Here is a 25,522-nt window from a genome sequence, read left to right as displayed (position 1 = left end):
CCGCTACGAGGTCAAGGTCGACCACTTCGCCGCCTTCGCCAGCATCGCAGCAGCCGTCATCTGCTACCGCCGACTCTCCAAATGAGATGTCTTCTAAGCAGGACGGCTTCTCCGTCGAACGAAGCGACGACAAGCGACTGGACCTGTCCAACGATGTGAACAGGTTCACCGCCATGGTCGCGGTCGGCGACCACGAAACGGCGCCGGACAGCCTGGACCTGACCGTCCTCGCTCCCTGTGTCGAACGCGGCGGCAGCCCCGGCGCCTCCGCCCACGGCTGACCGCGCGCCCGCCCGGCACGGTGGAGACCGGTCGGGCGAGCACGCGGCCGGCTGGACATCGATGGCGTGGTCGGCAGGCAGACCGGGGGCGCCCTGTGGGAGTTGACCTACCAGGGCTGGTACACCGAATGCTTCGACTGCGTACCGACCCCGTGACGGTCGTCTCGGTCTCCTGAGGCGGACCTGTCCCTGCCTGTCGAGGACGGGTCCGCCCGGTGGTTGCGAGCGGCGCCGGGATCGGCTCAGTGGCTGATCATCGCGCCGAGTGATTTCGCAGGACTTGAGTGGATCGGCCCTGTCAGCCACCCGTCCGCAGATCGCGCAGTCCTTCCTCGAAGACCGGGAGTGCGTACTGCTCCGTGCCGGGTCCTGGCATCTCGAGCTTCTTGAGCTGCCCGCCGACGATGTGGGAGACCAGGGGCACCGGAAGCGCGTCGGGCCAGAGACCGGTCCGCTTGCCCTCCGTGAGCACCCGGCGGAACGCGCCGGTGGATCCGCGAAGGCTTCGGCCGTTTGCCTTCAACTCCTCTGCGGCGCACTCACCTTCGCCCTCGACGATCTGGAGCAGGATCTGCTGAGCACGGGGCGGGAGACGGTCGTAGTACGAGCGGGCCCGCTCCGGCGTCCAGCGGTCGTCGGGCACCGCGGTCACGACGGCAGTCGGCATGGCGGCGAGAGCGAGCAGCTTCTCGAGTGCCTCGGGGGTCGGATTCTCCACGGTGATCGTGATCTTCATGGCGGACACCTTTACAGCTCCGCTGGCCGAACACAAATAACCACGACAGACACGCCAGAGACGCGGAAGGCGCCTTGAGATGCCGTATGTACCAGCTCCTGTGTTGCGTCCTCTAACTGGATTTAGAGGACGCAACACAGGGCCCGGTACAGATAGGCTGTCCCGGACGGATCATCAGCCCGCCGTACCGGAAGGAGAGCGCCCGTGGATGCCGAGGCGTCGGACGGCCTGCCCGCCCTGGTGGAGCGCTCCACCGAGATCGTGGTCGGCGAGCTGGTGGACGACGGCCAGGCCCTCGCGCCGTTCGCGCCCGCCGGGGTCGACCCCAACGAGACGCTGACCGAGGACGCGGCCGACGACCTCGCCTCCGCCCGGCCCGCGCGCACCAGCCAGACCTACGCCGAACAGTGGCGCTACTTCGCCCGCTGGTGCGCCGACAACGGCCGCCACCCCGGGCCGCGCACCAGCGAGGCGAACATGGTCTCCTACGTCTCCCACCTCCGCCGCCGCGGCGGCCGCGACGGCACGGGCGCGCCCGTCAGCTCCCTGCGCCTGGCGATGGCCGCCATCCGCGACGCCAACGCCCGTGCGGGGTACGAGAACTGGCCCCCGAAGAAGGCGACCGCCGAACTGATCCGCAAGCAGGCCGCCGAACACGCCCGCGCCCGCCGCACCCCGCAGTCGAGCCCGCCCGTCGACGCCGCCCGCATCGCCCACCTCCAGCAGGGCACGACCGCCGACATCCCGCTCGCCCGCTGGCGCGACCTCACGATCCTGCACCTCGGCTACCGCACCCGCGCCCGGCGCTCCGAACAGGCGGCCTACCGCATCGACTCCATCGTCTTCGAGCACCTGGAGGACGGCACCGAGCAGATGGTCGTCGGCAAGCGCACATCGAAGAGCGACCACTGGTCCACCGGCCGCGAGTACGTCGTCCGCGACCCGGTAGCGATCACCGTGGTCCGCACCTACATCTCACTGCTCGCCGAACTCGGCCAAGCAGAACCGCAGTTGCCGCTGCTGCGCGGCATCACCCGCTGGGGCAGCCTGATGCCCGTCCCCGCCTCCGGAACCGGCATGACCGGCCACTCGGTGAACCGCGCCTTCAAGCGCATGGTCACCCGCACTCCCGGCTTCGACGCCAAGAACGCCACCAGCCACGGCCTGCGCGCCGGCGTCCCCGCCGACCTCGCCGCCCAGGGCTACAGCGCCGCGGAGATCCTGGTCATCACCGAGGACTGGAAGTCCACCACCATGGTCGAGAAATACGCCAAGGCCGGCCTCCGCCGCGCCGGAAAGGACAACCTCGGCCGGGCCCAGCAGGCACTCGACTCCTTGGTCGTCCCACCGCCGACCCACCCTGCCCAGTAGGGGGCAGCGATGTTACAGGCAGGATGATCGTTTGAACTACTGCCACGCCACGGGGTCGGCCGCAGAAAGTGTTGGGTAATCGGGTGATCCCTCGCTCTTGAGGTCTTCGGCAGGACGGCGGGGTGCTTCGCTCTCGGTGGGGCCACGCGGCTCGACCCCCTCGCCGACTACCGTCTACACCCACGTCCTCCTCCGCCTCCAGCGGACACCATCGACCTCCTCGGGCGTGCCCTCGGCAGTTCCTCCGAGGCCACCGAGCCCGACGACGGCGACGAACCATCACTTCGTGCAGTGCCCGTCCGCTGACGTTGCGCGTCGGCGTACCGGTCGGCGTGGCGCTCGTCCACCGGGGCCTCCTGGAGGGCCCGCTCGACGGGCTTCCAGGGTCATCCCCGCCGCCCGGCGGCAGACATCGCCAAGAAGGCCGAGCTCCCGGTCGCCAAGGCCGCCATCATCGTCGTCCTCGTCGGTGTGGTCGTCACCGAGGTCGGCGGGGTACTGGGCAAGGGCGGCGTGCGGCGTCGCCCCGGCCTCCGCCTCGAAGTGCACAACGGGCCCCCATCCGGCCGTCCGGACCGGCCTGGAGGACGACCAGGAGGCAGGCGCAGCATGGGAAGGGTGGGGCGGGGGCCGGCTGGCTTCGGCCCCCGCTCGCCCGCACCACTACCGGGCAGTCCCCTTCCCATCGGTAGCCCGCCGCTCGGCCCGAACGAATGCCCTAGTCTCAGCGGATGACGCTCTACTTCGACCCGGTGGCCGTCCTCGGCAACGACCGCGATGCCTTTCGGGGCCGTTGGGAAGACCGACTGTGGCTCAACGTCCCCGGGCCCTTCTACGGCGGGGAGACCGACACCTGCTGGACGGGACGGCTCTCGGCGCCCGCCCACGTCCTCTATGGAGGCGACTACCTCAGCGAGTACGTCTATCGCCAGCCCCGAACGCCTGCGGACACGGCCATGCTGGTCGAGGCGGCGGACAACGACCCGCTCCTCGGGTACGGCTGTGATGGAGACTCGCGATGGACACCGGAAACGGTCCGGGAGTGGTGGCGCAACCGCAGCCAGGTCGTGCAGTACCTGTCCGATCAGCGGAGCAAGTGGGATGAGGGCGATGCCTGGGCAGGCCAGGGCATAGCTGCCGCCGTTCGCGACTTCGAGCTCTACATCGCCGGTGGTCTGGCAGCTGACCTGCGGATCTACCTCTACTGGCTGGAAGAGCGGCGGTCCCCCACCCCCGTTGACCGGTTGCCCGAGCTGTAGCGTCACGCGGCGAGTGTGTGAGCTCGGTGGGACCAAGCTGTCGCCTCGTCGTACGGCGTGCCGGTCTTGAGACAGCCGTGGAGGATACCGACGAGCCGGTTGGCGAGTTGCCGCAGAGCGGCGCCTTCACCGACGCCGAGACCCAGGCCACGCTCTACGGGCGGCGGGCCAGCAGGTGGGTGTCGAGGAAGCCCCGTTCGGACGCTGGGGCGTGGGGCAACCGAGCCACTGTGACGAGGCCGGCACCGGCCAGACCACTGGGCATCCGAGAGCAACTGAAAACGCGATGCGGGACCAGAGTTCCAGCCAGAAAGCTCAACCTCTGCCAGACACGCCCTAGGGATCCGGCCAATGGCTTCGGGTCAGGTCTGCTTGCGGCTCGCGATCTCGTCAGAGAGCTGCTGCACGTGGGTGGGGTCCGCGTCCCGGGCGAGGGCGACGTAGTGGTCCATGACGGCCGGCCGGTAGCGCACGGGCAACGTCTGTCCTGGGGCGAGTCGGGTGAGCTCGGTGATCGTGAGGTCTTCGTCTGCGATACCGCGGAACGAGATGCCGCCGGCGGTCTCCACGTCGAACATCAGGACCACGCGTGGACTGCCGTCGCTGCTGACCTCCCGCCAGTTGACGAGAACGCCGAGCGCAAGCGCCCCCGTACGCAGTTCCGCATTGCGCTTCCGTGCATCACTGCTCAGGAGCGGGTTCGGGGCGATGCCCGGGAAGTCGGGCCCGACGCCGAGCGATTCCCGACTCAGGTCGGGCCTGAGCTGCGCCATCAGATCGTTGAGCTTCTTCTGCGAACCGAACATCCTGTCCCCTCCCTCACACCGGTGCCGGAATCTCGGCCTGGCGCTTCGCCTTCACTGCGATTGTACGTCGCGGCCATTCCCGACCTCCGGCGCATCGGCCCCGTACCGGTGGGGTCGCCGTCTGCGGTCGCGGACGGGCTCGGTCGGTGCACCTGTCTGTCGGACGAGTCACGTCCGCACGCCGACAGGAGGACCAAGCCGTGATCGATATTGACCCCAACAGTTCTTCCAGCTCGGCGAACTGGGCCTCTGACAGCTTCGGCACACTCGCGGGACCTGACGAGCTCAGGGCCTTGATGCCGCCCTCGCGCCAGGACCGTCGCCAACGTTCCACCGACCGCTCGCTGACCCGTATTTCACGGCCATGCGCTCGCATAGCTACGGCGAAGTGACAAGTAACTCAGAGTAACGATCGAAGCGTTCTGCAGTCGCCTCTGGGGCCCTGCGGCAGTGTGCCGGAACACGTTGGTTGTCAACCTGGACAGGCATGGTGTCACCGCGGGGAAGCACTCGTGCTGCGTCGGCATGGGGACCCTGGCTAGGGCGTTTCGTTTGGATCAGTTGGTCGTTTGGTCCGGGCGTGTCATAGATAGCGGACCGTGCGACTGGCAGCGCTGGCACCCGCCGGGGTCCGTCGACCATGACTAGACCAAAGCGCCGAATATGGCCACGGTCCGCCATGATGTCGATACGCTCCGCACATGAGTTCTTGGAGCTACGAAGAAATTGGGTCGGACGCCCACGCGTTGCAGATCAAGAGCATCGCCCTCGTCCCGGACCCGCCGAAGCCAGGCAACGATCTGACGGCCACCCTCAAGGGCGTCGTGAACGAAGAGCTCCAGAAAGGGGCCTACTTCGACGTCAGCATCAAACTGGGGCTGATCAAGCTCCACCAGAAGCGGTATGACCTGTTCGACCTGCTGCGCGGCGGCGACAGCGGCTCCTGGTGGAAACTGGCGCTCGATGGCGGGAACGCCTCGAAGCCCATCCCGCGCGGCCCCGTCACCTTGAAGCTCGAAGGCTTCTTCCCCCGGGAGGTCCCCAGAGCCAAGTTCACCATCGCGGTGCGGGCGTTCACTGCGAATGATGACGACCTCGCGGGCCTCAACTTCACGTTCGATTTCTCGACGCGCCCCTCCTCCTGACCGGAGGAATCAGCTGGGCCCCCGGGGTGCCCATTGCGCACGGCCCAGCCGCCGCGGCGGTAAGAGTGCTTCGTTAGCTCTGCCGGTCTTGACCCAGAACCTAACGAAGCACTCCTGGGCGGGTTCGTTCCGGCAGGCCGGGCTCGGCGGCGCCGATCAGCAGGGCGCCGCCCTTGAGTCGGTGCTCGCCGGGGATCACCGGGCGCCCGCTTCGAGCTGGGCGGGGATGCCGGTGCGGCTGGCGCGCAGTTCCCGCAGGTCGGGGATGTGGTTGTAGAGGGTGCCGGGGCTGACGCCGAGCATCTTGGCGATCGCGGTGATGGAGTGCTCCGGGTTGGGCAGCAGGTCCCGGGCCATCCGCAGGATCTTGTCGTCCACCACGGTGGGCCGGCCGCCGACGTTGCCGCGGGCGCGGGCGGCGGCCAGACCCTCGCGGGTGCCGGAGACGATGAGTTCGCGGATGAACTCCGCCAGGGCGGCGAAGACGTGGAAGACGAGCCGGCCGCCGGGGGTGGTGGTGTCCAGGTTCTCGTGCAGCGAGGTGAAGCCGATCTCGCGCTTGCGCAGTTCACCGACCATGTTGATCAGGTCCTGGAGGGATCGGCCGTAGCGGTCGAGCGCGGGGACCACCAGGGTGTCGCCGGCGCCGAGGAAGGCGTGACACGCCTTCAGCTCGGGGCGAAGGTCGTTCTTGCCGGACTTCTTGTCCGCGAAGATCTTCCGGCAGCCGGCCGCGGTGAGGGCGTCGAGCTGGCGGTCGAGCTTCTGTCCGCCGGTGGACACGCGTGCGTAGCCGATGCGGATGTCGGTCAGTCGGACGGGCTCGGCGACCAGGAGTTCGAATGTGTCGGGTTCAAGTGGCGTGCTCACGCCCGGAATTCTCTCAGAAAACGGTAGTCCGGGGTTGTTGAACCACCCTGGTTGTTGAAGGAGTTTTTGAAGGCCCTGGGGGGCATTTTCGCGGTCCGTCTGGCGATCTTCAACAAACGATGGTTTTTTGACGACCGGTGCGGCGGGTCCTCGACCTCGGGCTCCACGCCATGAGCGGCGGCGGGCCGTTGTGGCCTACCGCTAACGGCTGCCTGATTGATCTCAAGCCCCTGCCCGCACTGCTGAACTTGTGCCGGCGGCCCTTCTGGTAGTTCGGCCAGGTGCCCAGCGACAGTCCCTCGTCGGTCTTGTGTGCGCGGGACCTTCGCTACCGCTCCTGCTCGACGAACGCCGCGAGCGCGGCCAGGTGTTGCTGGAAGCGGACCGCTTGCGACATCCTCGGCTTCGCCGCGGCGGCCGCCACCTCGGGGGCCTCCTCGATACTGAGTGCCGCCAGCAGATTCCGCTGTTACCAGGCCACTGATACGCAAAGCCCGTGGTCAGCCACAGGCTGACCACGGGCAAAGGTCGAATCAAGCACCTACGCAGGGTTGCCTCGGGTCCACAAGACCCGAAGAAAAGAAGGTTCGGGGAAGTCTTCCGGGTAGGTGCCGGCTGTGCCGTTCAGGAACTCAACGGGTGGTGTGAGCGAATACAGCGGGCCCCAGTGGTTGACCACACGCTGCCTGACGCGGAACGGGGTGCCGTCGCCATCCGATGTGAAGGTGCGGGACTCGGACACGATGGACCCGCCGGGGTTGAGGTGCGTCGTCTTCCCGTCGATCTCCGTCGGAACGCCAAAAACAGAACCGTTGTTGGACAGGGTCAAGGTCACGGTGGCGCCGCCCTCCCAGCTGACCCGGTCGTAATCGGTGGTTTCGCTCATCTTGGCGAGGTGGCCGTCCAGAGTCTTGAGGACGTAGCCGATGATCGAGTACTCGTCCAAGTCGTGCGGCTCACCGAAGTAGTTGCCGATGTTTCCATCCATCAGCAACGACTGGATGATCTTGGGGTCGCCGCCCTGGCTGAGAACGCTGATCTCGGAGTTGCTGATGACGCTCTTGTAGCGGGCCTTGAGCTCGGCGCTGATGTTGGCGAAGCCGTTGTAGCTCGCGCTGACGGCGGCGTTGATCTCGGTCTCGGTGGCCTTCGAGGTGAACGAGAACGTGAGGATGCGTCCATAGGAGACGTCGGAGACGATCATCGGCGGGTTCGTCTCCCCCATGGTCCCCAGGTTGACCAGCCTGGTGAGGCGTTCCTCCGTGAAGGAGTCATTGATCAGCGCGTTGGGGGTGCTCATGGCACATGAGGCGATGAAGGCGCGCTCGCGCAGATAGACCACCAGGGTGTTCTGGTACTCCTTGCGCTGCGCCTCTACGTTCAGTGAACTGCTGAAGCCGAGGTAGCTGGCCGACAGGTTCAGGGCGAGTGCGGTCTCCGTGCTGCTGTATCCCTCGGTCTTGCGGAAGACGATGTTGGGCGAGGCGTTCTTCTTGCCGGCCACCGTCTCCTTGATCGCGTCCAGGACGCTGCCGTAATTGGGTTCGGGGACGACCACGCTGTTCCCACTGGTCAGGGCGTCCACCACGACGGTCAGCGGGGCCCGTTCGCTGTCCTCGATCTGGGCAGGGACCAGATGTCCCCGCCCGATGGCGGGGTCGGCCTGGACGATCGCGCCGGGGAAGAGCATGTTCGTGTTCGGGTTGAAGGTGACGATCTCATCCGGCGTCTTGGTGGCGCTCCACGATTGCTGCGTGCGCTTGACCCCATTGACGTACGTGACCTGCGGTTCGCCCTTCGAGGTCTTCTTGTCAGGGTCCTGCGGGGCGAGCCCGCCCCAGTTCTTCCAGCGGCTCAGGTGGGCCGCCAGGTCCGCTTTGCCGCTTCGCTCGCCGAAGCCCACGGCGGACAACGCCGACGGCCGGCCGTCGGTGGTGGCCACAACCGCGTAGTGCCCCACGGCGTAGTCGAAGTCCTTCGGCAGGACCAGGGCCGCCAGATCCGCTCCCTGCGCGAGAGTCTCCACGCCACGGCTGCCGTCCTGCACGCACAACAGCTCGTAGTGGTCGGCGTCCTGGCCGGGCCACTCCACGACCCACGAGCCGTCCTCGCCCGGCACGGCCCAGGCCGGAGTGCCCTCGACCAGCTGCTCCAGTCCCAACAGATCGCTCTCGCTCATATCCTGTTGCCCTTCTCGGTCGTGTCTCTCCCGGTCGAAACCGGCAGTTGTCAGTCAACCACTTTCTGTTAACCGATCGGGTGTAAACGGATCGACCGAGGAGTTACGGGAGACTGGTGGCGCGAGCGGGCCGGCGGCCGGAGGGTCGCAAGTCCTGCGGCTCGTTGGCTGATCGGCGGCCCGGCGCGCCAGACCCACTACGAGCGTACAAGTGCGCGATCTGACACGGATGTTGCGCCCGCGCGTGAGCTGCATCTGTTCTTCTCGCCGAGCCGGGAGGAGGTGGAGTGGGCGGCGAGCAGCTCGTCGTCGGCGTCCTCGACCGGGGTGCTTCCTCCCCAGGGTTCCGCCAGGCTCGAAGGGCACTTCACGCCGACGATGCCCGGCAGTTACGAGGTACGCGTGGTCTTCGAGCACCGTTAGTCCGCGAGTGAATCCTGACCGCTTGTGGGCCTCCGGCGCGCGCTGTGTCGCTTCTCCTCGTCAGGCTCGGGCTGCGATCGGTTCGCCCCGGGGCGACCGGGGGCTGGGCAGGGTGATCCGGGGGCCAAGGTCAAGCCGGGTGTTCATGTCGAGCTCGAACCTGCCGTACGGGTTCACGTGCGTCCAGAAGAGTGGCGACAGGCCCCTTCGGTCGGCATCGGTGAGCCGGTCGGCCCACTTGGGGTCGGCCAGGACCTGCTGCACGAGCAGGGTGTTGACGTGGACCAGGGCGGACTGGAGCAGGTGCAGGGCCAGCATACTGACCTCCTGGCTCTCCTTGTCCTTGCCGGTCAGGTCGCCGTCCTTGCCGTAGAACAGGTCCTGGTTGGCCGAGTTCCAGTTCTCGACCACCTGCAGGCCCTCGTTGATCTCCTGCCTCATGTCGGCGTCGGCCAGGTAGTCGCAGATGAACGCCGTGCGCACCACCCGGCCCAGCTCCTCGATCGCCTGGTAGGTCGGGTGCTTGGGGCCGCCCTTGGTGAAGCGCCGCAGCACCTGCTCGGCCTCGGCGGTGCCCAACCGCAGGGCGGTGGTGTACTTCACGATCTGGTCGTACTGCTGGGCGATCAGCTCCCAGTCGATCGTCTTGGTGGACAGCACCGGGGCGAGGTGGGGCCAGTTCGAGTCCTCACCGGCCGCCGGCCGGTACAGCCGCGACCTGCCGATGTTCTTCAGCCGGGGCATCAGCTTGAAGTCGAGCATGTGCGCGAACGCGAACCCGACGATCGAGGCGCCGTGGGTGTCGGTGTACTGCCGGTCGACCTCCATGTCGGTGCAGTGCCGCAGCACGCCCTCGATCATCGAGGCGACCTCGGAGGCCGAGCAGGACTTCAGCTGGGAGTAGATGCACACCGACTTCCGCTCGACGTGCCAGTAGATCATCACCCCGGGTCCGCGGTACCGCTGGTGCCACTCCGTCATCAGGTTCGAGGACCAGGAGCCGAACTTGCGGCTATCGGAGGCGCACGCCGTCCCAGTGCCCCACCACATCTCGTCGCGGGCAGCGAAGGTGGCGTTCACCAGCTTCACCACCGCGGCGCGCATGTTGGCCCGGTTCACGAACAGGTGCCGCACCCGCCGCAGCGTCGCTTCGCTCTCGCCGTGCTTGCCGGTCACCGCGACCCGCTTGATCCCCATGTTGGTGCCCAGCCCGAACAGCACCAGCAGCAGCCGGCGCCGCAGCGACTCCTTGGACGTCGTCTCGCGGGTGGCCACCGAGGTGAACTCCGCGGTGAAGTCGGTGTCGAACTCGGCGTACTTCAGCATGTCGAGGAGGTCGATCGTCCCCCAGCGCCTCTCGATCTCACCCTTGACGGCCACCAAGTTCTCCGGCTCCTCCTGCTTGGCCAGGGGAGACACCTTGATCCACGGGTTGCCGTGCTTCACGGTGATCGACACCCCACCGGTGGTCTCGGTCGCCAAAGCCTGCTCGAAGCGGTCCAGCGCCTCGCGGTGCTTCTTCTTCAGGGCCTCGATGAACTTCGCCGGGTCCTGCGGCTGGCTGATCGCGTCGTAGTGGACGTCCCGGTTGTCATCGAAGTCCTGCGGCAGGTCGAGGTCCGGGTTACGCCACCGGTTCGCGCCCTCCACCCAGATCTCCCGCCGACGCAGGGCATCGCGCAGCGCGACCAGCACGCACAGCTCGTACGGGATGCGCTCGACCCGGCCCTTGTCGTCCACCACCGCCCCCCGCCAGTGGTCGGGCACCACGTCCTCCAGGGGCACCGTCTCCGCCGGGTCGAAGAACGCGCCCTCCTTCAGCGGCTGCTCCAGGTACCGCTCCAGCAGGTCGATCGCGTCCATCACCGGCCGGTAGTGGTCGTTGTTGCACTTCAGCGTGAGCGCCCGCAGCAGCGGCGAGAGCATCCGCCGCCAGTGCCCCGAGTAGGAGGACCGCAGCACGGTCCGCACCCGGGCCTGGTACTTGCGCTCGTTCGCAGCCGCCTCGGCCGCCAGCGCCTTCAGCGTGCGCTCTCCGCCCACCACCGGGTAGATCACCCGGCGAACCGTCCCGGACGGCTCGGCCAGCGCGGCCTCCGCGACCCGCAGCATCATCGCGTCCTTGCCGCGGACCTTCTTCAGCTCGCTGGTGAACTCCTTGTCCACCCTCTTCTCCGCCCGGGTGTTGATCCGCAGCACCAGCTGGGTGAACAGGTCCACCAGCGAGTCGGTGATCTCCGCCTCCCGCACGTGGCACAGCGCGGACAGCAGCGTCCAGCGCATCTCCGGCTTCATCCGGGGCGGCAGCAGGTCCGCCGGATACTCCTTCGAGGCCCGAGCACGCCAGGAGTCCACCAGCTTCTCCGACACGTCCGCGAACAGGTCCGCCGGCAGCCCCAGCCTGCGCACCCGCCCCAGCTTGTCGATCTCCGCGAGCAGGCTCTCCAGGCCCGGCGCCCCGGGGTCGGCCTTCAACTCGGCGAAGAACACCCGGCCGCCGCCCACCGACCCCTGATCGCCGTCCGCCCCGTCCTCCTGCTCGGCGCCCGTCACCAGGTCGTCCAGCCGCGAGCGGGTGATGTGCGACAGCCGGCCCGCGGTCCGGCGGCAGAACTGCGTCTCGAAGTCCTTGACCGCCTTGCCCACCAGGCGTCGCACCTGCCCGGGGGCTGGCGGCTCGATGCGGTCGTTGCGGCACCGGGCCACCACCGCCTCGGCCAGACGCTCGCGGGACAGCTCTACCGGGCACAGGTCCGCCGTCAGCCACTCGGCCAGCTTCGCCTGGTCGTCCTCGGAGGTCTCCCGGAACCCGAAGCCCTCCCGGATCTCCATCCGGTGCCGCTTGATCGCCCGGCCCACCCAGTCGTAGGCCGCCCACTCCTCGGCCGGCACCTTCACCTGCTGAGCCACATACGCGACCGCCGCCCGCGGAACCTCCTCCGGGGCCTCCGGGAACCGGGCCTCCACCTCGAAGAACTTCAGCAGCAGCGCGAAGCCCAGCCGGTTCGCCCCGGACTTGTTCCGCAGCCTCGTCATGTCGTCTTCGAGCAGCGTCCAGACCTCGATCAGGTCCTCCGGCTCCCAGTCCTGCCGCACTCCCAGCCCCTCACCTCGACCACCGTGATCGCGGCCAGAGTGACGCGGGCACATCAGCGCGAGGACGGAAACACCCGAACCAGTGACAACAGACCGTCAGATCGGCTACAGAGAGCTACTTGTCACTTCGCCGTAGCTATGCGAGTACAGGGCCTTCACGGGCGATCACCGAGGTCCTCTCGTCTGCCTCAAACCGGGCAGCGGCTTCGAACCGAACCTGTTCACGAAACGCCCGCCGCTCAGCGGTCAGGCCCCTACCCTGCGCGTACCGCATACCTACGGCATACCGCAGGGATCACTACCTGTCACTACCGGACAACCAAACGAAACCTCAGTAACAAGGCTGTGCTCACGCCGCAATCGGGCAGGCACGACATCCCATCAGCGATTCCACTCCTGGCCGACCGGCAGGGGCACGATCTGTCAACAGGACTCGAAGTCCAGGGAAGAAAGAGTGCTCACCTGCCGGCGGCTATCAGGCACCGAGTCTGCCGGATGGAGCCTCGGTAGGTCTATTAGGGAATCCGACACCGCCCGAGCAGGCCCTCGCCGCGCTGCGTCCCGGCGAACTGGACACGGACGAGCTCGTCGTCACCGCCGACCAACTCGCCGTCAATGAACCCGCCGAACCGGGCCTGGCCGCGGGCCGGGTGCGGACGCGGACGATGCTGCCACCGGCTGTTCCGGACGGACAGGTCCGCAGTGGCCTCGGCGGGCCGACCCGCACAAGCCGCGGCGCTATGAGGCGAGGTGGCGGTAGGCGAGGACCCCGGAGGCAGGAGCCAGAGGGGCGATGGTGACATGCTTGCCGGTCCCGGGCGCGTGGATGACCTTGCCGTCACCGATGTAGAGCTGGACATGCCCCCCGCCGTTGGTGATGACCAGGTCGCCCGGCACCAGGGCCCCGCGGGTGGTAGCCCTTCCCGCCTTGGCCATGCCCCAGGTGGTACGCGGCAGTGCCACCCCGCCGACCTGCCATGCGCGCATCACCAGCCCCGAGCAGTCGAAGGAGCCGGGCCCGGTGGCGCCCCACGCGTACGGCTTGCCGATCTGCGCCCGGGCGAAGGCCACGGCTGCTGCGGTGCCCCTGCCGGCATCGGTCCCGCTGCCCTTGGCCTTGCCGCCCTTCGCGTCACGGCCCTGGTTCTTCTTGCTCCCAGCCCCGGACTTGGCGCTCGAGGACTTCTCCTCCTCGGGCAGCTCACGGATGCCCAGAGCCCCGGGCTCTGCCTCGGGCGTCACCCCCGCCCCGGACGGTGTCCCGATGCCGAAGGCCTGACCGGCCGGGTCCCCGGCGGAGGCCGACCGGATGTCGCTCCCGGTGGAGAACCGGACCGGCACTGCCCCACCGGACGCGTCCGTGACAGTCCCCGCGGCCGGGGAGTCGCCCACGGCTCCGGGCAGGCGCAGTGTGGCGCCGGCGTGGATCAGGGTCGAGTCACCCAGCCCGTTCAGCTCCTGCAACGTCCGCACGGTGGTGTGCTGGTCCCGGGCCAGCCCCCACAGGGTGTCCCCCCACTTCAGCACCACCTCTCGCGTCGCAGGGACAGGGGCAGGGGCCGGGGTGCTCGGGGCCGGCTGGGCACCGGTCGGGACGTCCGGACCGGGCGGGGTCTGCGGCCCGGGCGCCTCGCCGGGGGCGTGCTCCTCCTCCGGGGAGAGCGCCGGTGCCCCGGAGGCGGCGGCCGGCACCGGGCCGGTCGAAGAGCCCCCGACCGCCTGATGCACGCCGGCGCCCACCAGTACCGCGCACAGCAGTGCCAGGACGAGCGGCACCGCCTTCCGCTTCACCCGGCCGCGAGCCCGTTCGGCCGCTGTTCCAGCGGTGCGGTGCGTGGCCTGGCTCGGCTCGCCCGCCGTCGAACGAAGCGGCGGGGGCGTGTCGATGCCGTTGCCGCTCGTTCGTGCCCCGTCACCCGCCGCGCCGGGGCGCGGGCCGGGCACCGGTACCGGCCCCAGCGACACGCTCCGGTCCGGTACCGGGACCTGACCCGCCGCCATACCCGCCGCCATACCGGCGGCCAGGAACCGCCCCCGTGCCGGGCCGGTCTCCCGCGGGCCCGAACCGGGCGTGTGTTCCGTGCGCTGTGCCATCACGACCTCCCTCGGCGGCCGCTGCCGGCGGCCCTCGCCAGGGAGCCTTCTCGTCCCGTGCGTGTCCGGCCAGGGCCTGGGGCGTCTGGGACAGTCTCGAACTGTCCGGGCAGGTCAGATGGGGTGCAAGCCCGTCCGGCGGGCCCGGTCTCGGGAGCCGGGCCCGCCGTCGGCCGGCAGCGCGGACAGGCCCGGACGGTTCCGGACGCCGAACCTTCTTGTCCCCTCCGTGAGTCACCGGGCACGCTCACCGGGATCCGTGACAACAGGCGAGGGAAGGGAATCCGACATGGGACGGGGAGCGTGGCTCACCGCCGGTACCGGGCGGCACCGCAAGGCGACCGGCTCGGTTCGGCGGGCCGGCAAGTGGCTGGGCGCTGGTCTGCTGCTGGGCGCCGCCGCGATGGCGGCTCCCGCCCTCGCCATCGGCGAACCCGCGCCGGCCGCCCTCGCGACCACGCGAACCGTCCCCGCCCTCCTGCACACGGTCACCGGCCGGCCTGCTCCGGCCGCGTCACCCGGCCCGACGCACACGCCCCCCTGTGTCTGCCCCCGTCCCGACGCCCCCGAGCACACACCGGTACCCCCTGGCGACGAGGACGACGACGGCGGCCAGAACACCGACGGCGACAACACCCCCGCACCCGGTGATCACAGCGGTGAGGGCAACGACGACCAGGACGACGGCGAAGGCAACGCCGACCGGGGCGATAGCGAAAACGGCGACCAGGCGACCCCGGCCCCTGAGCACCAGGACACCGGCGACGGCACGGGTGAGAACGGCCAGGACACCGGCAGCGGAAGCGACGGTGGGAACGACACCCAGGGCACCGACACCCAGGACACCGACACCCACAGTGACAGTCCCGCAGGCAGCGACAGCGACAGCAGCAAGGGCAGCGACAGCGGGAACAACGGCCAGGGCAACGGCGAAGCCGGCGGCCAGGGCACTCCAGCCCCTGACGACCAGAACAGCGGCTGTTCCTGCCCCGGGAATCCGACCGCCGAGAAGCCGGCCCCCGACAGCGAGGACGGCGCCGACGCGAAGGACAAGTGCCAAAGCGGTCCCACGAAGAAGAAGTCCGAGAACAAGAAGAAGCGCGAAAAGACCACGAAGAACAAAAAGGGCGAGAAAGGCGAGAAGAGCAAGGGACAGTCCCACGACTCCGGCAGGAAGAACGGCGCGTGCAAGCCCAAGCACGCGGCGCCGGACAGTTGCCCCGGCGAGGACAGCCGGCCGGGTCAGGTCGACCCCCAGGACAGCGCCCCGGAAACGAAGCCCTTCGTCATCTGACGCACCGCCACCTTGGTCCGGTTCCGTCCCGGCGCTCCCCGACAGGACGGACCCGGAAGCAACCGGCGCTTGTCAGCACCACCTCGTTCGTAAGCCCGCTCAGCAGCCGCTGGGCGGGCTTACGAACGTTCTCCGGACCGGTGCCTCCCGGTCAGCGAAGCCACGTGTCTGCCTGACACGTTCGCCGACAGCACGTCCGGGGGCGGGCGCTGGATGTCCACGGTGCCCACCGGAACGGGACGGCACCGTCGCCGAACCGGCCGCGAACCCGTAGCGACCCGGCACCGGCAGTGGGAGTCGAACCGAACCTCCGAACCCACCCGCCGCGAACAGAAGCAACCGTGCGGGCACGCGGGAGCCACGCCCTCACCGGCCCCGGCCCCAGAAGGTCCAGGCCCGTCACCGTCCTTCGGCAGCGGGCGATCAACCAGAGGCCCGGGAAGCGCCGACGGACGACGAGTTCGTGCCGGCCTCCACCCTCTGCGACGCGCACCGCCGCGGGCATGGGCGACTACCCGCTCGTGGACAGCTGCCGCGTGCACCGACGCACCGACGGCCGAACACATGACCCCCGGGCGAAGGACGCCCTCACACCCAGGGCGCCGGGCGAGCCGGCCTTGGCGCAACGTCCCCGAAGACACCTGCTTCGCCCCGTCCACCGATACGGGGCCACCGGAGACGACCAGCCCGTCCGGTGTCCTGAACCGTCCCGGAGACAAGACCTGACAGGCACTCTGACCAGCACAGACAACGTCGGACGGTCTCGGACGGCACAGGTGTTGTCCACGGGATTCCCACCCGGCCAGGCTGATGTCCACCGGCCCCGCACCCCGCAGACGACGCCGCTTGGAAGGCCTCACCCGCAGTGCGGCGGGCCGCCCCCGCCCCCGCCCCCGCCACCGCCGGAGTCGACGACGGGCGGGACAGGAGTACCGAACCCCGGGCCGCCCTCCGATCAGGACAGCGCCCCTTCCGATCACCGTTTCCGAACCGAGGAGAGCACACGCATGAGCACCGTCCGAGCACGCCTGAGCCGCCCCCTGGCCGTCACCGCCCTCGCCGCCGCCCTCGGCGCCGGCCTTCTGACCGCTGGCCTTTCCCTGGCCGGTCCTGGGGCCCGCCACACGGCCGCTGTCGCACCGGCCACGGCCACACCGTTGGCCCAGGACGACACCGACGACGCCGACGCCCCCACCTCCACCGAGCAGCTGAACGTCACCACCGCCGACACCACCACCGCCGACACCACGACCGCCCAGGCCGTGAAGGCCTCCTGCGGCAGCAGCGCCTCCGGGTTCGCCAACACGTGGGGCCCCGTCAGCCGCTCCAACTGCTCCGTTCTCGGCTCCAAGGGCCACCAGGTGACCTACACCTTCTGGATCCCGGCCGGCACCCAGCAGGTCGCCACCGTGCGGGTCTGGGGCATCGACGGCAACAACAAGGGCCGGTGGTACAACGCCGGCACCATCAAGTCCAGCGGCCAGACACACCGCATCACCGTCCCCTGGGGCAACAACGCCGCCACCCCCCGGGTCCAGGTCAAGGGCGGTGCTGGCTCCCTGTTCAGCGGCGTCCGGTGGACCCACTGACCCCCATGGCCTGACCCCGGTTCCCACACGCCCCGCGGGGTCCGGCACCGCCGGTACCGGACCCCGCGCTGTCACTGCACGCATCGCCGGCCAGCGGCCGGCCGACACCACCCCCCCATTCCCGAAACAGAGGAGTACTGCCATGCGCGCCCTTCGAGCACGTCTCACCAAGCCCCTGGCCGCTGCCACCGTGACCGCCGCACTCCTGGCCGGCGGATTGCTGTGGGCCGCTCCCGGCGACACCTCCCGCGCGGCGGCCGCCTCGTACGACGTCGCCCGGTCGGCCACCGGCTCCCCGACCACGCCCACCGGTACTGAACGAGCCCAGGACGGCGACCCCGCCGCCGTCGTGCAGGCCAGTGCCCAGAACGCCTCGGGCTGCACCCCCGCTTCCTACGGAATGGTGTGCGGTGCCGTCAAGGGCAAGGCGCTGCGCGTCGACACCGCTCACATCGCCCGCGACAAGGTCTGGCCCGAGGCGATCTGCGACTACGAGGCCGTCCTGACCGTGTACAACAACAAGGGCACCAAGATCCACCAACAGCGCAGCCCGCGGCACGGCGGCTGCAGCATGGGCCGGGCGTGGTTCGACCTCGACGTCCGCAAGTCCTTCCCGAACAACTCGAAGATCGCTCTCTCGTTCTACGAGCGCGGCGTCCACCAGGGCACCACGAGCTACAAGATCACCCGATAGCGCCGACGGCCCGGTGCCGTCGGCCCGATGGTGCTGGCACCGGGCCCGGCCACTGAACGAGGTTCGGCACATCGCTCGCCGGCCCGTCACCGGCCGCGTTCCCCGGGGAGTGTCCCGCAGCGCCGCGCACCTCCCCGACAACCAGCCACGGAAGGGGCGACCCCGTGAGGGTCGGCAGTCCCACGCCGACCCTCACGGCCTTCCCGCCCTCCCCTTCGTCCGAAAGAGAGAGTGCACCCTTGATCCGAGCCATACGAGCGCGGTTCCCCCGTGCCGCTGTAGCGGCCACGGTCACGACCGGACTGCTGATCGCCGGCCTGCTCTGGGCCACGCCGGACAGTGCTCCTGCGAACACACCCGTCCTGGCCCGCACGGTGCCGCCCCCGACGTCCCCGGCCACCCCGACGACCCCGATGAGCGCGGCCGACGAACAGGCCACAACGGCCGAGCGGGGCGCGGGGGCGGGCGCAGGCTCCCCGGCCTCGCCCCTCGTCCCGGTCCGCCAGGGCGCCGGGGCCGTCACCGACCGGGTGATGACGTGGAACCTGTACGCCCCCGGTGCTGGAGAACCCGAGAACTACGCGGCCGAGATCGCGAAATACAGGCCACAGGTCCTCGGGGTACAGGAAGGCTGCAAACACTCGGTCGAAAGGACCGTGAAGATCCTCGCGGACAAGTACGGGCTCAAGTATCAGGTCGCCTACGGAACCGCACGCCATGACCCGTTCAACTGCGGTGCCTTCGGCGAGAACGCCTACGGCCAGGCCATCCTCTCCGCCGCCCCGATCGCGCAGGCGGGCAATCAGCTCTACACCAGCGGCGGCTCGGAGGACCGCGCCTTCATGTGGGTGACCACCACCGTCGGCGGCAAGCAGGTCCGCATCTACAACACCCACCTGGCCGAGGGGCGGCAGAGCGCCGTGCGCGCGGCTCAGGTCAGGCAGCTCGCCGCGACCCTGGCGGGCAAGCAACGCGTCATCGTGCTCGGCGACTTCAACACCCAGCCCGACAGCCCCGAGATGGCCCCACTCTGGTCCGTGGGACTGACCGACGCCGATCCGAAGTGCGGCTGGCGGTCCACCGCGGGCTGCAAGCCGACCGCTGACGCCGGCCCGCCCCGCAAGAAGTTCGACTACATCCTGCTGAGCGGGGTCAAGTCCACCGGCGCGACAGTGGTCGACTCCGTCCACTCCGACCACGACGTGGTCTATGCGGCGCTGAGCCTGAGCTGAAGCCGGCCGCACAGGGGCGGTCCGCCGGTTCGTCCGGCGGACCGCCCGGCGACCGTGCGGCCGCAGGCCCCGTCCACGGGCCGCCCCTACCCGTGATGCACACCGCCGTTGCAGCCCGGCGCGCTGTCCCAGCACGGGTCCTCGGGCGCGGGGCCGGACGACGACACCCCGCCGGTGGAGAACTGGGTGGGCCAACCACTCGACGCGGACTGCGGCAACGTCACCTGCGACGTCGCGGTCGGCAGGGGCAGCGGCTGCGATCGCGGCGGCGCCTTCGGCACCGGCGTCGGCGGTGGAACCGCCGGGGCAGTCGGCGCGGACCCGCCCGCCGACCCGCCTCCAGCCCCCGGAACGCTTCCGCTGCCTGCCACGTCTGCGCTTCGACGCACAGAGGGACTCACGGTTGCCACAGGAACAGCAACCCCGGCATCCCCCGTCGGCGGCGCCGATGCCAGCCCCGCCGCAGAGCCCGCCCCCTCCCCTGCGGATGGACTCGCCACCGTCGCAGGGCCGGTCGTGGTGGGGACGACGGACGGCTCCGCGGTTCTGCGTCCGCCCCGGTCCGGCAGACCCTCGATGCCGATGACGACAGCGGTCACCACCACCACCGCAACCGCGAGCGTGACCGCAGCCACCGTGCGACGCCCCGGCGCAGCCAACCGCAACGTCACACGCGAGACAGCCCGACCCGAAGCAGACGCCGCCACCGCGGCTGGTTCCGCCACCGCGGGCCTCTGCGCACCATCGCCGGTTGGCCGCTCGTCCGAACCCGCCAGCGGCGCCTCCTCCCCGCCCTCGTCCCCGGCCGGTTCCGGCTCGGTGGCGGTACTTGCTGTCGCGTCCGCGCTCACACGGGACTGGACAGGGGGCTGGGACAGCATCAGTGCGGCTGTCTCTGCGGGGCCCGCCGAACCCGGCTCCGGCGGCTCCACCGGTTCCACCGGCTCCGGCGGTTCCACCGACTTCGATGCCTCCGGCCGCTCCGGTGCCACGGGTCCGGGCGTCCGGATGGACTGGACGGCAACGGCCTTTCGGGCCGCGACCCAAACCACGACATCGTCCGCATCGCCCCCGCACGCCCGAACGAAGGCGGCCACAAGGTCCTCGCGCGGAAGCTCGGCACGACCCAGGGCCCCCGCCAGCGTGGCACGAGGGAGAACCTCGCCGGCCTGCTCGGCCCGCCGTTCAAGCTGCCGAAAGCTCAGGCCCGACCACTGCCGAAGCTGACGCATCACCCCGACGAACTGCTCCGGCGTCACTACCCCCACCGGACGGGGCGCGTGCCCAACTGAGTCGCTACACAAGTCGGATAAGGAAGACGGATTCACACCCGGTAGCCTAGGCGCGACCACTCGCGGGCCGGGGCTTCTCACGGCTTTCACCCAGCCTCGTGCCCTACTCGTTACTGAGGTCTGCGCTTCAGGGTGACGGTTCACACTGCCTGACCTGGCGTCGGGATCGGATGTGTCCAGTGAACGGCTCTGGCTCACTGGTGGTGACGGCAAGTCATGACAGGAACACCTGGTCGAGCCGCACGCATGTCTGCCCGGGACCCACTGATCCCTGCAACCGCCGCTACGGCATGGACAACGGACAGAACTGAGGGACCGACATAGCTACACCGCCCGCCATCGCCGATTCCACGAAGCCGTCGCCGACTGGGTGACCCGATGAAGCGGACCTGCGACCCGGTCGCCCGGTCGATCGGACGTGGAGACCAGACCGCCACCACGGGCACCCTGCCGCGCAACGGCAGCGACGTGGCCGCCGCCCGCGTTCTCGACGCCTTCCTCGACCAGTGCGGCCAGGCCGGCCCGCGACGACCCCACGCCCGACGTGCGCGCGAGCTTCCAGAGCGCCTACGACGAGGGCCTGCCCGCCGTGCGCCACCTCATGCGCGAACTCGAACTCCTGCGTGAGCACCTCTCCCCCCACGGCGTGGAGCTGCTGGCCGGCCTGCGCCACCAGACCGACCAGCTGTAGCCAAGACGCGCAGAACCGAACGACGGAGGGTCAATGCTGGATCACCTCATCACCCACGACGCCGACCTGCGGATGGTCCCCACCGACCGCGACGAGCTGACCAGCGCGGTCGGTCGGCTCCACGAGGAACTGCGGGCCCTGCCCGAGGAGACCGACCCCGCTCGTGTCCGCCTCCTGACCAGGTGGATCGGCATCGGCCGGATGTGCCTGGGCGACCACGAGGAAGCCCGGACGAGCCTCCGGCAGTCGCTCGACCTTGCCGCAGTGATGGGCAACACCCGGGCCGTCGTCGCCACCGGACTCAATCTCGCCGACGCGCACCGCTACGCCGGCGACGTGCAAACCGCGGACGCGCTCTACCGCAGCGCGCTGACCAGCGCACGAAGCCGGCACCCGGAACTCCTGGACTTCGCGCTCCAGCACACCGGCAAGCACCTGATGGAGCGCGGCGACCTCGCGGATGCCCGGACGCATCTGCAAGAAGCCATGCGGCTGCGGATCACCAAGGGGGACCGCGAACTGATCGAGTCCACACAGGCCGCACTCGACAGGGTGGAGCTTCTGGCCGGTGGAACGCGGCCGTCGGCGCCGCCGCGAACCACTTCGCCGCACAGATCGATCTCGCCGCAGTCGTAGTACGGTCCACCGGCCTGGACGTCGAACAGCCGCACACCGCCGTCTACATCACGTACCTGGAGGAAGAGCAGTTCCTCGACTTCCACCTGGACGAGTTCGGCTTCGGTGAGGCCAACCTGATCCTGTGCCTCAAACACGAGCGCCCCACCGGCCGGCCCCAGGCCAGCACCACCGTCTTCACCACTGCCGACGGCTACCTCGAATGCGACCTCGCCGCAGGGGACTGCGTCGTCTTCGACGGTGGGCTCACCCCGCACGGCCGCACGCCCCTCACCGTCGGAGAGAACGTCACGCTCGTCAGCTTCGGCTTCCGCGCACGTGAGCGGACTCCGCGCTCCCTCACGAACCTTCCGCCGGCCCCCGCATAGCGCCGGAGCGCCAGAAGCCTCTCGGGGACAGGGCCGCGCTGACATGCACCGGATCTTCGCATGAGAGAACAGACACCTCGTGAGCTACGGCGCGGACCCCGACGTGTGGGAGTCGTGATCTGGGCCGCCACCGAAGAGGACCGCCAGGGCGTGATCAAAAGGCTGGTCATCGCCGCGCTCCCCGCCCTTGCCCAGCGCCATGCCTGCGACTCCGACTGGCTGCTTCGGCAGTTGGTCAGGGCCGGGTACATCGCCCCGGACGACGACTCCGGGCAACCGCCCCGGACACGCCCAGCCCTTGGGAGGGCATCCCCATGCCCGGCCGCAACGCCTGGCCCTGACACCCCTCCGGGATCGGTCCCGCCCCGTGTGCGTCGAACTCAGCACCGCACGGAGTGGGGCCCCGACGCACGAGAAACCATGGCACATAAGACCCCCGAACCCACCGGCCAGGCCCGCATCCCATGACGGAATGCTCCGCTCTCAAACCCGGGGCACCCAAGCTCATGCAACGAGCGCGTAGTTGGTGAGCTGCGTGTGTTCCTGTCGGTCAGGATGCAGGTACATCCCTGTATGGCCCCTCCGCGGTATGTACTTGGCGATCGGTGCCGTGCAGCCTGGTCGAGGTCCAGCCCGGCCGGATCGCCGGCGACCGGGCGCACAGCGAGCCGTCCAGGTCGTAACCTCCGTCTTCCCGGCTCAGCGGGCACCTGTTCAGAAGCAGTTGTCTTCCCGAGAATGGTGGGCTCGGCCGCGAAGACGCGACGTCTGGACTCGGCCCGTACGATGCTGTCGAAGGCTCAGGCTCAGGCCCAGCTCGCCAGGGCGTAGCTGGGAGAGTCCGGCCTCAGGGGTTTCGGCCCGCCCCGCACGCGCAGGGCTCCGGGTTCGAACTGAATGGATTGGCGCGTTCTGCGCCCAATCGCTGCAGGTCAGGAAGTGTCGGCCCCGCGCTCGCGGGGATAGCTCCCGCCACGAAGCCGGGCCGGTGCTGCTGGACGAGTCGGCCCCGCGCTCGCGGGGATAGCTCCCAAAGCCCCCATCGGGACCGGGCGGGAGGCCGGTCGGCCCCGCGCTCGCGGGGATAGCTCGTCGAGGAGACCCACGGGGTAGTTGGCGGCGCCGTCGGCCCCGCGCTCGCGGGGATAGCTCCTCCTCCACCCTCCAGTCCGGTCTCACCGCCGGGTCGGCCCCGCGCTCGCGGGGATAGCTCCTCGGGCCTCGGCTTCGGGGTGGTGCTCGCGATGTCGGCCCCGCGCTCGCGGGGATAGCTCCCTGATGCTGCAGGCCACCCGCGCCTGCGAGTCGTCGGCCCCGCGCTCGCGGGGATGGTTCCAGGTGCGGTCACTCCAGCCCCGCGGCCTGGTGGTCGGACCCGACCTCGCCGACAGCAGTCAGATCGGGTGCGGTGTCCACAAGGATGCGGAAACTGCCGCGGAGCAGCGCCTGGTCAGCGGCGGCCAGTACGCGGATCACAGCGAGACCCCGAGCGTGGTGGCCGGGGTTCGGGCACTCCTTCATCTGACCGTCGGCGCTGCGCCCGTCGGGCGCGCCGACATCGGCTGACCGGTTGAGCCTGGGGATGCGGGAGACCGCGCTCGCCGGCCCGGCGAGGCCAGAGTGCGAGCACCGGCCTGCCGGGAGTCTGGTCGCCGGATCGAGGCGGTCGCGCTGGCATGCGAATCGGCGCGGAGTCGGCTCGGCGTGCTGGAGTACTGCCTTGTGGGCAGGGACGGGCGCTACGTGTCGTGGGCCAACCCCGACGAGTGCGCCCGCCAGCTGGGCCGCACCCTGACGGTATGCGGCGATGTCGCCTGTCAGCCGTGCTTGGGGTGGCCGGGGTCGGTGAGGTGGACGAGGAACTCGGGCCCGTACACATGCGTGCTGTCATCCCGCAAGGGCTCGGCCATCAACTCCTGCGCGGCCGGTTTCAGCGCGAACATCGCGACGATCGACTGGCCCAGCGCGGCGTTGTCTCCGTCCTGCCATGCCTTCTCCAGGAGGCTGAGCATCTCGGTGTACTTGCCGTTGAAGGCGGTGAGGAGTCCCTGCACCTTCTCCGTGGGGTTGGGCCAGCGCTCCGCCGTGAGCCTGCCCATGGGGTACGTCTCGGGGAAGGGGACCGGGTCCCCGACCCAGTCGTACGGTGTGGGGCCGGTGGGCGTGGGTACCAGCCTGTGCCCCTTCCAGATCTGGCCGAAGCCGTAGTAGTGGGCCAGCCGTCCGTCGGTGGTGGGGTCGTCGGGGAGGTGGCTGGTGCCCTCTCCCTGCTCCTTGATCACGTCGATCGCCTTCGTGATCTGGTCGACCGAGGTGAACTTCTCCAGCTTGTTCCTGCCGATCTGCGTCTCCATCTGATGGCCCGGCCCGATGGGTGGTTTGACGTTGTCGAACGCGTCCCGCAGCGCGTCGTAGAACTTGCCGATCGTGATCCACTCCTCGTGCAGGGGTGCGAGCGGGTTCTCGGGCATCTCGATCTCCATGAAGACCTCCCGGACGTACGTCTGGGTCAGCCCCTGGAGGTACACGTCGATCTCCGGCCGCACGTTGCCCGGCAGCTTGCCGGGATATGCCGGGGCCGCGGCGAGGATGTGCGGTGTCTCACCGATCGCCGACAGCATGTTGCACGCCATCCCCATGTGGTACATCTCGTCGTGGACTACGCCCTTGATCAGTGCCTCGGCTTCGGAGCCCTTGGTCTTGATGGACCACATGCCGCACAGGTAGGGCGGCAGGGTCGACAACTCCAGGGCGATGGCGGACTGCAGACTGTCCTTGATCCACTTCAGGTCGTGATCGGCCGCCGGGATCTCCATCAGTTCGGCGATCAACATTGGTTTGGTGGCGAAGGTGGTCATGGCGGTTCCCATTCGTTCGGCGGAAGCGGCGGGCAGGTCCGGTCAACGTGGAGGAGGTCCACGACGAAGCTCCGGGGTCGAGTGCGACACATCAGTGCGACTCGGCACACCACTGAGTGCGCATACGATCGTTCCCAGGGTGGACCGCGCCAAAAGCGAACAGATGGGTGAAAATTCTTCGGCGTACTGGACCAGGCGCCGCCGGCCGGCGGCCTCAAGCCCGGCGACCGGTCCGACCGCACCCGCGGGCAGGACCTGATGCCCGTCGCCTCGTCAACGAGCCGCTGGTGTCCCGGCGTTCACGTGGTCTTGCCTCCGCTGGCCATTGAGAGCCGCACCCGGCAGTCGCCGTCCTGCCCGCACCGTCCCTGAGTACCAGGCACCACATCCGCCATGTGACGGAGGCTGAATCCATGTGCCCAATGTGGCAAGAATCATCACCAGCCGCGTCAGCTGCGGTGAAGGCCTGGCAACCCCGGACGGCGAGGTCGAGCTCGGGCCGACGGTGCCGTTCGGAAGATTTCAAGTCCAGTGAGACGGTCGTGATGTTATGAGGTTTGTGGTGCGGGTTCCCTGCGCTTACTGGGGTCGTTGATCCATGCTGCCTG

18 protein-coding genes, 1 pseudogene and 1 CRISPR repeat array are annotated in these 25,522 nt (G+C 69.3%); of the genes and pseudogenes, 11 read left to right on the top strand and 8 right to left on the bottom strand.

Annotated elements, in window-relative coordinates:
• Positions 1 to 86: 86 nt before the first annotated feature.
• On the top strand, positions 87 to 281 hold the full coding sequence (locus ACFWJ4_RS33625; RefSeq protein WP_380550959.1) for a hypothetical protein: 195 nt from the start codon (positions 87 to 89) through the stop codon (positions 279 to 281).
• A gap of 298 nt (positions 282 to 579) precedes the next feature.
• On the opposite strand, the gene ACFWJ4_RS33620 is transcribed toward ACFWJ4_RS33625, so the two are convergent.
• Complete coding sequence (locus ACFWJ4_RS33620) at positions 580 to 1,017, bottom strand: hypothetical protein (protein WP_359907344.1); 438 nt, start codon at positions 1,015 to 1,017, stop codon at positions 580 to 582.
• A 204-nt stretch (positions 1,018 to 1,221) separates the two neighbouring features.
• Between ACFWJ4_RS33620 and ACFWJ4_RS33615 the strand changes: the two genes are divergently transcribed.
• Positions 1,222 to 2,388, top strand: a complete 1,167-nt coding sequence (locus tag ACFWJ4_RS33615) for a hypothetical protein (RefSeq protein WP_380550956.1) — start codon at positions 1,222 to 1,224, stop codon at positions 2,386 to 2,388.
• Between the two features lie 731 nt (positions 2,389 to 3,119).
• Positions 3,120 to 3,647 carry a ferredoxin gene (locus tag ACFWJ4_RS33610; RefSeq protein ID WP_380550953.1) on the top strand — a complete coding sequence of 176 codons (528 nt, stop codon included), beginning with the start codon at positions 3,120 to 3,122 and terminating at the stop codon, positions 3,645 to 3,647.
• Between the two features lie 154 nt (positions 3,648 to 3,801).
• Here the strand turns inward: ACFWJ4_RS33610 and ACFWJ4_RS33605 are convergent.
• Together ACFWJ4_RS33605 and ACFWJ4_RS33600 are read right to left on the bottom strand one after the other, a co-directional pair.
• Positions 3,802 to 3,900: pseudogene (locus ACFWJ4_RS33605) on the bottom strand (SAM-dependent methyltransferase); the annotation flags it as partial.
• Positions 3,901 to 4,009: 109 nt separating this feature from the next.
• Complete coding sequence (locus ACFWJ4_RS33600; protein WP_380550950.1) at positions 4,010 to 4,453, bottom strand: hypothetical protein; 444 nt, start codon at positions 4,451 to 4,453, stop codon at positions 4,010 to 4,012.
• Between the two features lie 701 nt (positions 4,454 to 5,154).
• Between ACFWJ4_RS33600 and ACFWJ4_RS33595 the strand changes: the two genes are divergently transcribed.
• On the top strand, positions 5,155 to 5,598 hold the full coding sequence (locus ACFWJ4_RS33595; RefSeq protein ID WP_380550947.1) for an ML domain-containing protein: 444 nt from the start codon (positions 5,155 to 5,157) through the stop codon (positions 5,596 to 5,598).
• A gap of 195 nt (positions 5,599 to 5,793) precedes the next feature.
• On the opposite strand, the gene ACFWJ4_RS33590 is transcribed toward ACFWJ4_RS33595, so the two are convergent.
• From ACFWJ4_RS33590 to ACFWJ4_RS33575, 4 genes are all read right to left on the bottom strand, one after another.
• A complete protein-coding gene (locus tag ACFWJ4_RS33590; RefSeq protein WP_380550944.1) occupies positions 5,794 to 6,468 on the bottom strand; it encodes a recombinase family protein in 675 nt (224 codons plus the stop codon).
• A 541-nt stretch (positions 6,469 to 7,009) separates the two neighbouring features.
• On the bottom strand, positions 7,010 to 8,647 hold the full coding sequence (locus ACFWJ4_RS33585; protein WP_380550942.1) for a thiol-activated cytolysin family protein: 1,638 nt from the start codon (positions 8,645 to 8,647) through the stop codon (positions 7,010 to 7,012).
• A gap of 483 nt (positions 8,648 to 9,130) precedes the next feature.
• Positions 9,131 to 12,166 (bottom strand): Tn3 family transposase, encoded by a 3,036-nt coding sequence (locus ACFWJ4_RS33580; RefSeq protein WP_380550939.1) that lies wholly within the window; start codon positions 12,164 to 12,166, stop codon positions 9,131 to 9,133.
• A 738-nt stretch (positions 12,167 to 12,904) separates the two neighbouring features.
• Positions 12,905 to 13,942 carry an NlpC/P60 family protein gene (locus ACFWJ4_RS33575; RefSeq protein ID WP_380550936.1) on the bottom strand — a complete coding sequence of 346 codons (1,038 nt, stop codon included), beginning with the start codon at positions 13,940 to 13,942 and terminating at the stop codon, positions 12,905 to 12,907.
• Between the two features lie 721 nt (positions 13,943 to 14,663).
• Here ACFWJ4_RS33575 and ACFWJ4_RS33570 point away from each other — a divergent pair.
• The 7 genes from ACFWJ4_RS33570 (at position 14,664) to ACFWJ4_RS33540 (ending at position 23,622) form a co-directional block, all read left to right on the top strand.
• Positions 14,664 to 15,554, top strand: a complete 891-nt coding sequence (locus ACFWJ4_RS33570; RefSeq protein WP_380550933.1) for a hypothetical protein — start codon at positions 14,664 to 14,666, stop codon at positions 15,552 to 15,554.
• 1,007 nt (positions 15,555 to 16,561) lie between these two features.
• The gene (locus tag ACFWJ4_RS33565; protein ID WP_380550931.1) at positions 16,562 to 17,143 is read left to right on the top strand and encodes a hypothetical protein; all 582 of its coding nucleotides are present in this window, start codon (positions 16,562 to 16,564) and stop codon (positions 17,141 to 17,143) included.
• Positions 17,144 to 17,285: 142 nt separating this feature from the next.
• Positions 17,286 to 17,837: a hypothetical protein gene (locus tag ACFWJ4_RS33560; protein WP_380550928.1), complete on the top strand. Its 552-nt coding sequence runs from the start codon at positions 17,286 to 17,288 to the stop codon at positions 17,835 to 17,837.
• 239 nt (positions 17,838 to 18,076) lie between these two features.
• A complete protein-coding gene (locus ACFWJ4_RS33555; protein WP_380550925.1) occupies positions 18,077 to 19,069 on the top strand; it encodes an endonuclease/exonuclease/phosphatase family protein in 993 nt (330 codons plus the stop codon).
• A 1,836-nt stretch (positions 19,070 to 20,905) separates the two neighbouring features.
• Entirely contained in the window at positions 20,906 to 21,052 is a 147-nt protein-coding gene (locus ACFWJ4_RS33550; protein WP_380550922.1) for a hypothetical protein, read from the top strand.
• A 33-nt stretch (positions 21,053 to 21,085) separates the two neighbouring features.
• Positions 21,086 to 21,688 carry a tetratricopeptide repeat protein gene (locus tag ACFWJ4_RS33545; RefSeq protein WP_380550919.1) on the top strand — a complete coding sequence of 201 codons (603 nt, stop codon included), beginning with the start codon at positions 21,086 to 21,088 and terminating at the stop codon, positions 21,686 to 21,688.
• A gap of 1,309 nt (positions 21,689 to 22,997) precedes the next feature.
• Positions 22,998 to 23,392: direct repeats of the CRISPR family, unit length 29 nt; unit sequence GTCGGCCCCGCGCTCGCGGGGATAGCTCC.
• Positions 23,393 to 23,394: 2 nt separating this feature from the next.
• Positions 23,395 to 23,622 carry a hypothetical protein gene (locus tag ACFWJ4_RS33540; protein WP_380550917.1) on the top strand — a complete coding sequence of 76 codons (228 nt, stop codon included), beginning with the start codon at positions 23,395 to 23,397 and terminating at the stop codon, positions 23,620 to 23,622.
• Between the two features lie 251 nt (positions 23,623 to 23,873).
• Here the strand turns inward: ACFWJ4_RS33540 and ACFWJ4_RS33535 are convergent, their stop codons facing one another.
• On the bottom strand, positions 23,874 to 24,914 hold the full coding sequence (locus ACFWJ4_RS33535) for a ferritin-like protein (protein WP_380550914.1): 1,041 nt from the start codon (positions 24,912 to 24,914) through the stop codon (positions 23,874 to 23,876).
• Between the last annotated feature and the right edge of the window lie 608 nt (positions 24,915 to 25,522).

Source organism: Kitasatospora sp. NPDC127067 (assembly GCF_042724755.1).
GTDB classification, from domain to species: domain Bacteria; phylum Actinomycetota; class Actinomycetes; order Streptomycetales; family Streptomycetaceae; genus Kitasatospora; species Kitasatospora lactacystinica.
This window is presented reverse-complemented; position numbering and strand designations above follow the sequence as displayed.